The 12690-nt window shown below is 65.8% G+C and carries 14 protein-coding genes; 7 read left to right on the forward strand and 7 right to left on the reverse strand.

Going from position 1 to position 12690, the window contains the following annotated elements:
* Positions 1–2139, reverse strand: a 2139-nt coding sequence (locus ADAD_RS0106860) for a valine--tRNA ligase (RefSeq protein ID WP_029139965.1), incomplete at its 3' end; no start/stop codon positions are given.
* A gap of 82 nt (positions 2140–2221) precedes the next feature.
* Between ADAD_RS0106860 and ADAD_RS0106865 the strand changes: the two genes are divergently transcribed.
* Genes ADAD_RS0106865 through ADAD_RS0106880 form a run of 4 tightly spaced genes read left to right on the forward strand, consistent with a single transcriptional unit; the run spans position 2222 to position 5907 of the window.
* Positions 2222–3334: an ABC transporter permease gene (locus ADAD_RS0106865; RefSeq protein WP_010411586.1), complete on the forward strand. Its 1113-nt coding sequence runs from the start codon at positions 2222–2224 to the stop codon at positions 3332–3334.
* Positions 3331–4245 (forward strand): ABC transporter ATP-binding protein, encoded by a 915-nt coding sequence (locus ADAD_RS15680; protein WP_010411589.1) that lies wholly within the window; start codon positions 3331–3333, stop codon positions 4243–4245. Before ADAD_RS0106865 ends, ADAD_RS15680 begins: the two co-directional genes overlap by 4 nt.
* A 10-nt stretch (positions 4246–4255) precedes the next feature.
* Positions 4256–5296: an MlaD family protein gene (locus ADAD_RS0106875; protein WP_010411592.1), complete on the forward strand. Its 1041-nt coding sequence runs from the start codon at positions 4256–4258 to the stop codon at positions 5294–5296.
* Positions 5297–5301: 5 nt separating this feature from the next.
* A complete protein-coding gene (locus tag ADAD_RS0106880; RefSeq protein WP_010411595.1) occupies positions 5302–5907 on the forward strand; it encodes an ABC-type transport auxiliary lipoprotein family protein in 606 nt (201 codons plus the stop codon).
* Here the strand turns inward: ADAD_RS0106880 and ADAD_RS0106885 are convergent.
* From ADAD_RS0106885 to crcB, 6 genes are read right to left on the reverse strand one after another with little or no spacing between them, the layout of a single operon-like run.
* Positions 5904–6605, reverse strand: a complete 702-nt coding sequence (locus tag ADAD_RS0106885) for an ATP12 family protein (RefSeq protein ID WP_010411598.1) — start codon at positions 6603–6605, stop codon at positions 5904–5906. The two genes, ADAD_RS0106880 and ADAD_RS0106885, sit on opposite strands and share 4 nt — an antisense overlap.
* Positions 6602–6835, reverse strand: a complete 234-nt coding sequence (locus ADAD_RS0106890; protein ID WP_010411603.1) for a hypothetical protein — start codon at positions 6833–6835, stop codon at positions 6602–6604. Before ADAD_RS0106890 ends, ADAD_RS0106885 begins: the two co-directional genes overlap by 4 nt.
* Positions 6825–7484: an HAD-IA family hydrolase gene (locus tag ADAD_RS0106895; RefSeq protein ID WP_010411606.1), complete on the reverse strand. Its 660-nt coding sequence runs from the start codon at positions 7482–7484 to the stop codon at positions 6825–6827. Before ADAD_RS0106895 ends, ADAD_RS0106890 begins: the two co-directional genes overlap by 11 nt.
* Positions 7481–8080, reverse strand: a complete 600-nt coding sequence (locus ADAD_RS0106900) for an FMN-binding negative transcriptional regulator (protein ID WP_010411609.1) — start codon at positions 8078–8080, stop codon at positions 7481–7483. Before ADAD_RS0106900 ends, ADAD_RS0106895 begins: the two co-directional genes overlap by 4 nt.
* Entirely contained in the window at positions 8080–9276 is a 1197-nt protein-coding gene (locus ADAD_RS0106905) for an RluA family pseudouridine synthase (protein ID WP_010411611.1), read from the reverse strand. The genes ADAD_RS0106900 and ADAD_RS0106905 overlap by 1 nt, the downstream gene beginning before the upstream one ends.
* 3 nt (positions 9277–9279) lie before the next feature.
* The gene (gene crcB / locus ADAD_RS0106910) at positions 9280–9690 is read right to left on the reverse strand and encodes a fluoride efflux transporter CrcB (RefSeq protein WP_010411614.1); all 411 of its coding nucleotides are present in this window, start codon (positions 9688–9690) and stop codon (positions 9280–9282) included.
* A gap of 252 nt (positions 9691–9942) precedes the next feature.
* Between crcB and rpsU the strand changes: the two genes are divergently transcribed.
* The 3 genes from rpsU to ADAD_RS0106925 all read left to right on the forward strand — a co-directional run bounded on the left by rpsU (position 9943) and on the right by ADAD_RS0106925 (position 12661).
* On the forward strand, positions 9943–10146 hold the full coding sequence (gene rpsU, locus ADAD_RS0106915; RefSeq protein WP_010239009.1) for a 30S ribosomal protein S21: 204 nt from the start codon (positions 9943–9945) through the stop codon (positions 10144–10146).
* A 143-nt stretch (positions 10147–10289) separates the two neighbouring features.
* Positions 10290–10880, forward strand: coding sequence for an FKBP-type peptidyl-prolyl cis-trans isomerase (locus ADAD_RS0106920; protein ID WP_010411617.1), 591 nt, complete (start codon positions 10290–10292; stop codon positions 10878–10880).
* A gap of 38 nt (positions 10881–10918) precedes the next feature.
* A complete protein-coding gene (locus ADAD_RS0106925) occupies positions 10919–12661 on the forward strand; it encodes a DUF4153 domain-containing protein (protein WP_010411620.1) in 1743 nt (580 codons plus the stop codon).
* The last annotated feature ends 29 nt before the right edge of the window (positions 12662–12690 follow it).

Raw genomic sequence — 12690 nt, forward strand, 5'->3', positions numbered from 1 at the left:
GCGGCCAGGCGATGCTTCGCCATTCCCCTCTCCCAACCCTCTCCCCTCAAGGGGAGAGGGCTTTTCAGCGAAGACCGGCTTGATCAGTTCGAGATACCAGTCGCAGAAGCGGTCCCACACGAAGTGGTAGATCGCGCTCGCGGCGGCGTCGAAGCGCAGGTCCGCCAGCGCCTTCTCAATTTCCGCCTTCGTTTCGATCACCTCGCCGATGATCCACGAATTGACCGCGAGGCGCGCGGGCGGTGCGGCGATGCTTTGCGATGCGCCGATGCCGTTGGTCTGGCAGAAGCGCACCGCGTTCCACAGCTTGGTGGCGAAGTTGCGGTATCCCTCGACGCGGCTTTTATCCATCTTGATGTCGCGGCCCTGGCTTTCCATTGCCGCCATGAAGAAGCGCAGCGCATCGGCGCCATACTTGTCCACCAGCGTCAGCGGATCGACCACGTTGCCCTTGGACTTGCTCATCTTCGAGCCGTCCTCGGCCCGCACCAGCCCGTGCAGGTACAGCTTCTTCCACGGCTTGCTGCCAGTGTTGAAATAGCCCGCCATCAGCATGCGGGCATCCCAGAAGAACAGGATGTCGAAGCCAGAGATCAGCAGGTTGTTGGGGTAGTGCTTTTCGAGCAGGTCGGTCTTTTCCGGCCAGCCGAGCGTGGCGAAGGGCCACAGTGCGGAGGAGAACCACGTGTCGAGCACGTCCTCGTCCTGCACCAGAGCGACGCCCGGCCCGGCCAGGCTTTGTGCAGCCTCGGCATCCTCGGCCACGATCACGCGGCCTTCCGGCCCGTACCAGGCCGGAATGCGGTGGCCCCACCATAGCTGGCGAGAGACGCACCACGGCTGGATGTTCTCCATCCAGTTGAAGAAGGTCTTCTCCCAGGTTTTGGGGACGATCTCGACCTCGCCGGAGCGCACCGCCTCGATGGGCTTCTGCGCCAGCTTTTCGGCGTCGACATACCACTGGTCGGTCAGCCACGGTTCGATCACCACCCCGCCGCGATCGCCGAAGGGCGTGGCGATCTGGCGCGGTTCGGCGTCATGCTCGATCTCTTCGCCCTTCTTGGTCTTCGCCACATGCGGGATCAGCAGGCCGTCCGCTTTCATCCGCGCGACCACGGCTTCGCGCGCGCCGTTCAGCTCGTCGCGGCGGAAGCGGTGCAGGCCGAGAAACTCCTCGGGCACCAGACCGTCCGCCGTCTGGCACACGTTCGCTTCGGCATCGAGCATGTTGAGCATGTCTGCGGGCGCAATCCCCGCGCGTTTGCCCACTTCGAAGTCGTTGAAATCGTGCCCCGGCGTGATCTTCACCGCGCCCGATCCCAGCTCGGGATCGGCATGCTCGTCCGCCACGATGGGGATGCGGCGACCGGTGATCGGCAGGATCACGTGCTTGCCGATCACGGACCTGTAGCGCTCGTCCGTCGGATGGACCGCCACCGCCATATCGGCGAGCATGGTTTCGGGCCGGGTGGTCGCAACCTCGATGTAATCGGCACCGCTATCCAGCGTCACGCCGTCTTCCAGCGGATACTTGAAGTGCCAGAAGCCGCCCGGGATCGTCTGCTGCTCGACTTCCAGATCGGAAATCGCGGTCTTCAGTTTCGGATCCCAGTTCACCAGCCGCTTGTCGCGGTAGATCAGCCCGGCATTGTACATGTCCACGAAGGTCTTGGTGACGGCGCGGACGAAATGATCGTCCATGGTGAACTGTTCGCGGCTCCAGTCCATCGAACAGCCCAGCCGGCGCAGCTGGCGCGTGATCGCGCCGCCGCTTTCGGCCTTCCATTCCCAGACCTTCTCGATGAATTCCTCGCGGCTGTAGTTGGTGCGCTTGTCCTGCTTCGCTTCCAGCTGGCGCTCGACCACCATCTGCGTGGCGATTCCGGCGTGGTCCATGCCCACGACCCACAGCGCATCCTTGCCGCGCAGCCGTTCGTAACGGACGATGATGTCCTGCAGCGTGTTGTCCAGCGCGTGGCCGATATGCAGCGATCCCGTCACGTTGGGCGGCGGGTTCACGATGGTGAAGGGCTCGGCATCGGGCCGCTCGGGCCGGAAACAGCCGTTCTCTTCCCAGTGGGAATACCAGCGCGCCTCGATTTGCGCGGGGTCGAAGGTGGTCGAAAGCGTGTTCGTCATGGCGAATCCCATAAGCAGCGCAAACGCCGCTTGTCACCCAATGGCTTGTGATAGCCGCACTTTGCCCGCATAGCAGCGCGAGATGGCGACCGAGGCGCAATACACGCTTGATCAGGGCGAGCAGGGCAGCGCGGTCCTGCGGCTTTCAGGCCCTTACCTGCTGTCCACCGTGGGCGAGGTCGATAAGGGTCTGCGCAAGCTCGACGCGCAGATCGCCGAGGTGGACCTGTCCGACGTGACGGAGATCGACACGGTGGGCGCATGGTTTGCGTGCAGCCTGGCGCGCGACCATTCGGCCGAGATCGTCAATGCCAGCGAACGCGCGCAGCGGCTGATCGCGGCCGTGGGCGAGAGTGAGAACAGCACGCCGCTGGCCGCACCGCGTCCGCCCCTCTTCGAGCGGGCAACCGGAACGATGGGCGACAAGGTGTTCGAAGCCGGGCGCGGCGTGACGGATATTCTCGGCTTCCTCGGCCAGATCATTTCGGGGTTCGGCGCGCTGGCACGCCATCCGCGCCGGTTCCGTTACCGCGCGCTGGTGGCCCAGTTCGAATCGGTCGGGATCAACGCCCTGCCGATCATCGGGCTGATGAGCTTCCTGATCGGGATCGTCATCGCGCAGCAGGGCGCCGCGCAGCTGGAGTATTTCGGGGCCGAGGCGCTGACGGTGAACCTCGTCGGGCGCATCACCCTGCGCGAACTGGGCGTGCTGATGACTGCGATCATGGTCGCGGGCCGCTCCGGCTCCGCCTTCGCCGCGCAGATCGGCACGATGAAGCTGACCGAGGAAATCGACGCGATGCGCACCATCGGCATCTCGCCGATAGAGGCGCTGGTCATCCCGCGCATCCTCGCCTGCGTCTTCATGATGGTGCTGCTGGGCTTCTATGCCTCGGTCATGGCGGTGATCGGCGGCGCCGTGATTTCGGACGTCATGCTGGGCATCCCGTTCTGGACCTTCCTGATGCGCATCCAGGAAGTGGTGCCGACCTACGATGTGTGGGTGGGCATGATCAAAGCGCCCGTTTTCGGCCTGATCATCGCACTCTCCGGCTGCTACCAGGGCATGCAGGTGCGCGGTAACTCCGAAGAGGTCGGCAAGCGCACGACCAGGGCGGTGGTCCAGGCGATCTTCACCGTGATCGTGCTGGACGCCTTCTTCGCGGTCTTCTTCACCAATGTGGGGTGGGCATGAACAACCTGGTCGACGAAATCTTCGGCGGGAACAAGCCCGCCCACCACGAGCGTTTTCGCGGCGAATATCCGGTGCGTGTGCGTGGCCTCGTCAACCGCTTCGGCGACCAGACCATCCACGACGATCTCGATCTGGATCTGAAACGCGGGGAAATCCTGGGCGTGGTCGGCGGCTCGGGTACGGGCAAGTCGGTCCTGATGCGATCGATCATCGGCCTGCAGCAGCCCAACGAGGGCGAGATCGAGGTGTTCGGCCAGTCGATGACCGACGCGGAGCCGGACGAGGCGCTGGGCGTGCGCAACCGCTGGGGCGTATTGTTCCAGGGCGGGGCGCTGTTCTCTACCCTGACCGTGGGCGAGAACGTGGAAGTGCCGATCAAGCAGTTCTACCCCGATCTGGACCCCGAACTGACGCAGGAAATCGCGCGTTACAAGGTCGTCATGTCCGGTCTGCCGGAAGAGGCGACGATCAAGTATCCGTCCGAGCTTTCGGGCGGGATGAAGAAGCGCGCCGGGCTCGCCCGTGCGCTGGCGCTGGACCCGGAACTGCTGTTTCTGGACGAGCCCACCGCCGGCCTCGACCCCATCGGGGCCTCCGCGTTCGACCAGCTGACCAAGAGCCTCAAGCAGACTTTGGGCCTGACCGTGTTCCTCATCACCCACGATCTCGATACGCTGCACGAGATCTGCGACCGGGTGGCGGTGCTGGCGGACAACAAGGTGATCGCGGTCGATACCGTGCCCAACCTGATGAAGCTCGACCATCCCTGGATACAGGAATATTTCAACGGGCCGCGCGGTCGCGCCGCGCTGACCGCGCAGGCGCTCGACGAATTGCGCAAACACATGGACCTGCCGATCGCCGCGCAGACGGTCAAAGCGTTGGACAAGTCCGACGAGGGCGAGGCATAGGGCGTAACATATGGAAACGAGAGCCAATCATGTCTGGGTGGGGGCGGTCACGCTGGCGATCCTCGTCGCGCTGGCGCTGTTCATTGTCTGGATTGCGCGACTGGGCGAAAACGACCGTACCGAGTACGATGTGTTCTTCGAACAGTCGGTCGAAGGGCTGTCCAACGGATCGCAGGTGACGTTCAACGGCGTGCCCGCAGGCGAAGTGCGCGACATTTCGATCTGGGATGCCGACATCCAGAAAGTGCGCGTGCGCATCGCGGTGAAGGACGATGTGCCCGTGCCGGTCTGCTCCACCGCGACCATGCTCAGTTCCTTCACCGGCGTTTCGACCATCCTGCTGGAAGGCCCGCGCGGGATGGACAACCAGCCGGTCGGCGATGGCCCCACCAGCATCGAAGGCCGGGTGGATTGCAGCAGGCTCGCCCGCAATCTCGAAGGCGCATTGCCCACGATGTCGTGCGAGAACACGCCCTGTCCGCTGGAGGGGGTGCCGGCGATCCAGCCCAAGCAGGGTGGTTTCGGCGCGATCATCGCCGACGCACCGCGTCTGCTGGAACGCATTTCCGTCCTGACCGACCGGCTGAGCCAGGTCATGTCGCCGGAGAACCAGGAGCAACTGAGCGGAATCCTGCGCAACACCAACGCGATCACCGCCGAGGTTGCCGATGCATCGCCGCAGCTCGAGGGCGCGCTTGCCGAAATGCAGATCACCCTGCGCGAGGCGAGCGAGGCGCTGGACGCTTTCGAACAGGCGACCAATTCGACCAATGATCTGCTCAACCGCGAGGGCGAATCGCTCGCGGATGAACTGCGCAATACGCTGAAGACCGCGAACGAGACGGCCGAAACGCTCAATCAGACGCTGGAGCAGGCGCAGCCTGCGGTGCGCACGCTCAACGATCGCACGCTGCCTTCGGCCAACGCCACGCTGGAAGACCTGCAGGCGACCAGCCGATCGCTGCGCGATCTGACCCAGCGGCTTGAGGACAAGGGCGCGACCGATCTGCTGTCCTCTCCCAAGCTGCCCGATTACGAACCCGAGGACTAAGCGCGATGTCCCTTTTCCGCCCCACGATCCTCCGCCTGCCGTTTGCAGGGGCCGCCGCGCTGCTGCTGGCCGGCTGCATCAGCTTCGGCGAAGATCCGCCGCCCGCCTTGCTCACGCTGACGCCGGATGCGCAGATCGAAACCGGCACCGGACCCAGCGGCAACGCGACCGCGGCGCTTACCGTAATGCGGCCCGAAACGCCGGGCAGCCTCGCGGTGACGCGCGTGCCGGTGCAGGTCGATGCGTCGACCATCGCCTATCTGAAGGATGCGGTGTGGGTCGATCGGCCTGCCAAGCTGTTCCAGAACCTGCTGGTGACCACCATCCGCGAGCGGACCGGGCGGCTGGTGCTGGACGATGTGGAAAGCCGCGCCGGAACCGGCGTGATCCTGCGCGGAACCCTGCGCGACTTCGGCTATGACGCCAGCAGCGGCTCGGCTATCGTCACCTACGACGCGATCCGGGAAAGCAACGGCCGGCTGGAAACGCGGCGCTTCACGTCCCGCATATCGGGCGTTCCGGCAGAGGCGAGCCCGGTGGGCAATGCTCTCAACACCGCCGCCAACGCGGTTGCGCTGGATGTGGCCGAATGGATCGGCGGCGCGTCCTAAACGGCTGAACGCGCAGCGCGGGCGAAAGCCAGCGCGCGGGTGAATTCGGCTTCGCGGGCGTTGCGCCGGGCAAGCGCCTCTTCGTCCGTGCCCCATTGTTCGGCCTGGAAATCCTCTTCCAGATTGGCCGCGGCCCATAATGCCTGCGCGTCGGCATCGTCCTTCAGCCCCGCCAGCGCCGCGCACAGCGATGCCGCGAGCGATGCGGCCGCGTCCAGTCCCGCCAGTACGAAGGCATTCTCTGCTTCCAGCCGCGTGCGGATCGCCGCATGGCTGGCTTCGGGCTGAGGACGATGCGTGATCGAATGCGTGCGGTTGAGCGTAATGCCGAGGTCTTCCTCGATCCCCGTCACGATCGGCTCCCACATCTTCGCCTGACGACGCGCGACCGCTTCATCGGGCTCCGCGCGATAGCAGAGCGTGTCGCCGTCGGCGAAGCCGAGCAGGCGGGAAACGACGCTCTCCCGCTCTTTCGAGAGCGTGTCCAGCGCCCGGTCGGCAAGGTCGCGCATCGGGAAGTGATCGGGCTGCACCTCGTCCGGCGCATCTGCCCATTCCGCGCGCAGCACTTCGCCCAGCGCCTGCGTGGGCACCACCTGGGGCGATCCGCAGCGCGTCTTCACGGCGCGCTCGTCCAGCCAGACCTGCCAGCCGCCGTCTGCTTCCCGCAGCGTCGCTTCCGTCCAGAACCGCTTCACCGGCGCTCACTCTTCCAGCGTTTGGCCAGCATGATCGGCACCACGAAGAACAGCAGCGGGCCGGTGACGAACAGCACCGGGCCGATCCAGCCATCGTCGCCCGTGCGCCCCACGACCATCATTGCGCCGAGGAAGGTGACGAAGATCCCGCCGAGCCGGATGAACTGGAGCGTCCAGTAACGCCGGGCGGCGATGGTAACTTCGGCTTGCGAGCGATCATCATCCTTCAAGGAGCATCTCCCTCAGGTCCGCGGGTTTCTCTGCGACAGCCGCAGCCCCTGCACGCAACAGCTCTGCCGGTTCGTGGTAGCCCCAAGCGACGCCGATCGGCTTCACGCCTGCGGCCTTGGCCATTTCGATATCGAAGCTGGTATCGCCGATCATCACCGCGTCGACGGGGGTGGCGAGGCACTCGTCCAGCGCCGCTTCCAGCATCGCAGGATGCGGTTTGGAAGGGTGGCGGTCCGCCGCCTGCAGGCTGTCGAACACACCCTCCAGCCCATGCGTCTCGATGGTCGCGCGCAGCCCCCGGTCGGACTTGCCCGTCGCCACGGCGAGCGCCCAGCCTGCATCGCGCAGGGAAAGCAGCATCTCGCGAATATCGGGGTAGAGCGGTTCGCGCAGCGCGCCGCTCTCGCGCGTGGCGCGGAAATGCGCCTTGTACGCATCGACCACCGCGACGGATTGATCGCGCGTGGCATCGGGGGCCAGCTTCATCACCGCCTGCGGCAGGCTCAGCCCCACGATCCGGCGAACCGCATTCCGGTCGGGCGCGGGCAGACCGCCTTGCGCAAAGGCGGCCTCCATCGAATCGCACACCGCCGCCTGCCCGTCGACCAGCGTGCCGTCGCAATCGAACACTGCCAGCTTCACGCTCATACCCCGGGCATCCCCATCATCGCTGCGATGGCGGGTCGGCCTGCAGCCGTCTGGCCATCGGCAATGCGGGCGCGTTCCGCGTCGCTCTTCTTCTGCGACAGCTTGAAGGTGGGGCGCCACGCCTGCACCTCCATCTCGAAACCAACGATCCCCCGGAACAGCTTGCTCCAGGTCGTTTCGCTCGATTCCGTGGCCTGCCACGGCTCGCCGCCCATGCGCGTCTCGTGCTTTTCGATGATCGCATGGAGAAACGCTTCGAGCCCCTCTGGCGCCATGCGCCGCACGCGGCCTTCCATTTCCAGCGCGACGTAATCCCACGTAGGCACCGTATCGCGGTTGTCGTACCAGCGCGGCGAGACGTAGGCATCGGGGCCGTTGACCGTCACCAGCGCGGTGGCGCCGTCGAGATGGCGGGCCAGCGCATTGCCGCGCGCAAGGTGGAACTGCACCGCGCCGTCGCCGGTCGACATCAGCGGGGTATGCGCCACGCGCGGGCCATCGGGCGTGGTCAGGAACACCATGCCGAAGCCGATCTGGTCGATCAGCGCCTCGAACACTTCCCGGTCTTCGCTGCGAAAGAGCGGGTTGGGGTGCATCAGCGCTTGCCTCCCGGCTTTCCTTTCGGCTTGCCCTTCGCGCGCGCCTTCTTCTTGGCGGCAGGCTTGGAAACGGTGCGCGAACGCCGTTCCCCCCGGCGCGCCTTGCGATACTGCTTGGCGTGCTGCTTCGCGTCCTGCTTCTTTTCCGCCTTGGACTTGGGCCCGGGATCGTCGCGCAGCGGCTCGGCATCGCTCAGCGAGAGGTCGAAGCCCATGTGCTCCATCGTCGATGCGAAATGTTCGGGCAGGTCGGCCGTCACATCCAGTTGCCCGCCGCCCGGCTGGCTGATGATGAGGCGGCGCGCGTGCAGGTGCATCTTGCGGCTGACGCTGCCGGTCAGGAAGGCATCCTGCCCGCCATATTTGCCGTCGCCCAGAATGGGATGGCCGATCGCCGCGAGGTGAACGCGCAGCTGGTGCGTGCGGCCCGTCAGCGGCTCAAGCTCCAGCCAGGCGGCCTTGTTGCCCGCGCGCTCCACCACGCGGTAGCGCGTCTTGGCGGGCTGCCCGCCCTCCATGTCGACGTGCATCTTCTCGCCGCCCGTGCCGGGCTGCTTGGCGAGCGGGGCGTCGATCTCGCCCACGTGCTGTTCGGGCACGCCGACCACCAGCGCCCAGTAGACCTTCTTGGCGCTGCGGCCTGAGAAACGCTTGGAAAAGGCCGCCGCGCTGCCCGGCGTGCGCGCGATCAGCAGGACGCCCGAAGTATCCTTGTCCAGCCGGTGAACAAGGCGCGGGCGTGGCTCGTCGCCTTCGACGAACGCATCGAGCAGCCCGTCGACATGGCTGTAGGTCTTGCTGCCGCCCTGCGTGGCGAGACCGGGCGGCTTGTTCAGCGCAATCGCGGTCTTGGTTTCCTTGATGACCATCGCGTGGGCCTGCGCGCGCTCGTCCGCCGTCAGCTCGCGGCGGCGGGGAGGGGCCTTGGTCTTGGCCGGGTTGCCCGGGGGGATGCGCAGCGTCTGCCCGGTCTTCAGCCGGTCGTCCGGCTTGGCCCGCGCGCCGTCGACCCGGATCTGCCCGGTGCGCGCCCAGCGCGCCACCGTGGCGAAGCCAACCTGCGGCAGGTGGCGCTTGAACCAGCGGTCCAGCCGGATGTCGTCGTCATCCGCGCCCACAGTGTACTGGCGCACTTCGCCGCGTTCGGGGGCCCGGGTGGGGGTCTGGTCGGGTGTGGGATTGTTATCGGCCATGGTTCAGAACATCCGCGTCAGGCTGAGGCCGCACACCAGCGCGCCGATCGACACGGCAACCGACGCGAGCACGTAGAGCAGTGCGATACCTGCCTGGCCGTCCTCGATCAGCAACCAAGTCTCGACACTGAAGGACGAAAAGGTGGTGAAGCCGCCCAGCAGGCCGACGCCCAGCATCAGCCGCACCGGCTCTTCGAAATCGCCTGCCATCCCCCGCGCAAGGCAGCCCACGAGCACGCCCATGGCAAGCCCGCCCAGGCTGTTGGCGGCGAAGGTCGGCCACGGAAAGCCGCCGACCGGCTGGATCGGGAGCCACGCTGTCACGGCGCGGCCGAGCTGATAGCGCAGCAGCGCGCCGATTCCGCCGCCGAATGCGACGCACAGCGATGCGTTGATGGGGGAAAGACTGGTCATTTTCGCGTGCCTACCTATAGTGGCTGGCGTGCCGCGCCAAGCGGCGAAGCGCGTTTCTGCCGGACGCGGGCCGCATGCGCTGGCGTCTTCCCCTTGCGCGCCGGGCTCGTTTTCCGTATAAAGCGCGCAATGGAGCTGGCCGCTTCCCGTTTTTCGGGGCGTTGCCGGCCTCTTCCACGTTACAATTCCGACGATTTTGCGAGAGGTTTTTCGCGAATCGCAAGGTCATGAACTGAAAGGCGTTTACTCAGTATGCAAATCATCGTGCGCGATAATAATGTTGACCAGGCGCTGCGGGCCCTCAAGAAGAAGCTGCAGCGTGAAGGCGTCTATCGCGAGATGAAGCTGCGCCGCCACTACGAAAAGCCGAGCGAGAAGCGCGCCCGTGAAAAGGCTGCCGCCGTTCGCCGCGCCCGCAAGCTTGAGCGCAAGCGCGCAGAGCGCGACGGCCGCTAGAACGCGATCGGGTGGGGGCTATCGACGCGCCCGCTCAACCCCAGTCTTGAACTGACGAACGGCTTGCGCCAGATGGGCGCGAGCCGTTTGGCGTATCAGGCCGACACGAAACTTCTTCTCCAGAGCCTTTCAGGACCCAATCGATGACGGAAATCACGCGCGTTCCCCTCCGCCCCATTGCGAAGGGCTCGCTCACCAAGCTGTGGATCGGCGTGATTGTCGCCATCGCTCTGGCCGTGCTGCTTGCCTGGAGCCTCGCCCCGCAGGGCTATGGCCTGACCGTGCTGGAGGAAGGCACCGGGCCCACGCCGGGCGACACGGATGTCGCTTTCGTCAAATATGTCGGCCGCCTGGACGATGGCACCGTATTCGACGAATCGCAGCCGCTTCCCATCCCGGTCGAAGGAATCTTCCCGGAAGGAAATCCGCTGCCGATCGACGGAGTGGTGCCGGGCTTCGCGGATGGATTGAAGCAGATGCAGGCGGGTGGCCGGTACGAACTGCGGATACCGTCCGAGGAAGCCTATGGTGCCGATGTTCCGCCCGGCAGCCCGATCCCGCCCAATGCGGACCTGACCTTCGAGGTCGAACTCGTCGACTTCATGACCCGTGCCGATTTCGACCGCCGCATACAGACCATCACGCAGATGATGCAGCAGCAGGGCGCGATGATGGGTGCGCCGGGTGGCGAAGCACCCATGGGCGAGCCCGAAGGGGCTGCCCCTCCGCAGTAAACGCCCTATAGTCGCCTCACTCTTTGGGGGAGGCGACCATGAACGACGCGCAGATCGAGGATAACGGCTCCCCGGAGCAGCACCCGGCGCGAGAGCGCGTCGAAGCCGATTGGCCGCTGCGCCCATGGATGTTCGCCGCGCTGCTCGCGCTGGCGGGTCTGGCGATCCATTTCCTCACCGACAATGCGAACGACAGCGGGCCGCGAATCGCGGCTGCCGCCTTCATGGCTTTTGCGAGCGGCGCCTTCGTCTTCACGGCGGAGCGCGGGCGATATGTCGCGCCCGCGATCTTCTCCATCGTCACCGGGCTGGTCGTCGGTGGGCTGACCTGGCGCGCGGTGGGTGCAGGCAATGACGTGGCCGACGGCGGTTACGCGGTCGCGGCGGGCGTTTTCGCCTGCCTGCTGGCGGTACCGCTCTTCCAGGCCGATTTCCTGCATCGCCGGCTGCAGACCGACTACAAGGACATTCACTACTTCGTCTGGACCGACGCGATCACCGGCGCCGGCGCCTTTGCCTTCATGGGGCTGGCCTGGCTGCTGATCTGGCTGGTTTCGGCGCTGCTCGATCTCGTGGGCATTCCGCTGGAGGACCTTCTGCGGAAAGACTGGTTCGCGGCGGTGTTCATCGGCCTCACGCTGGGGGCGGGGCTGGGCACGCTGCGCAACCAGCTGAAGGTCATCGGCACGCTGCAATCGGTGGTGCTGCTGGTGCTCTCCATCCTCGCACTGCCGCTGGCGGTTGCAATTGCGGTGTTTCTGGGCGCGGTCGTCGTCTCCGGGCCGAGCGTGCTGTGGAACGCGACCGACAGTGCAACCCCGGTGCTGCTCTCCATCGCGATCGGCGCCTACGTGCTCGCCAATGCCGTGCTGCGCGACCGGGATGCGGACATGGTGGGTGGGCCGGTGCTCAAATGGTCGGGCTACGCGCTGGCGCTCGGCATCCTGCCGCTGACGGTGTTCGCCGCGATCAGCACCGGCTTGCGGATCGACCAGCACGGCCTCTCGCCCGAGCGGCTGTGGGCGCTGTGTTCGATCATCGTCGCGGTCGCCTTCGGGCTCGCCTATTTCGTCGATGCGGTGCTGGGTGCGCGCGGTTCGTGGCGCGAGAGGTTGCGCGCTTCCAACCTGCGACTCGGCCTGGCGACGGCGGTCTTTGCGCTGTTTCTCGCGCTGCCGCTTCTCAATTTCGGAGCGATCTCGACCCGGGACCAGCTCGCGCGGCTGGAGAGCGGTGCGATTTCGGTTGAGGAGTTCGACTTCACCGCGCTTCGCTGGGACTTCGGCGAGCCGGGGCGCGAGGCTCTGGCCAAGCTGGAAACGTCGGATAGCGATGCGATCAGCAAGGGTGCGCGGCTCGCCCGATTGCAGGAAACGCGCCCCTATCGCATGTCCGCCGAGGACGAGGCGCCTGCAGATATCGCTCTAGACTGGCAGGGCGGCGATGCGCCGTTCCGGAAAAGGATCGAGGAATATCTGACCGCCAACAGCCCGTTGTGCGAGCCGGACCGCAACTGCGCCGCCCTGGTGGCAGGGCAGGTGGACAAGGGTGGCCCGCTGGTCGTGATCTCCGATGGCAACACCATCCAGTATTATGGAGAGAACGCGGAGGGCGAGATAGAGCAGTATTACGTCATGCAGGGGCGCGTGGTGCCGCAAAGCGAGCGGCTCAATCCGGGGCTCGGTGACGAGCCTGGCGAAGAACCGACAATCGAACTCCGCCCGTTCGAAGGCCGCCAGCTCTATGTCGATGGCAAGCCTGTGGGCGAACCTTTCGACTAATCTGCCCGCTTGATGGTGCGCTGCGGCGC

Source organism: Citromicrobium sp. JLT1363 (genome assembly GCF_000186705.1).
In the GTDB taxonomy this organism is placed as follows: Bacteria; Pseudomonadota; Alphaproteobacteria; order Sphingomonadales; family Sphingomonadaceae; genus Alteriqipengyuania.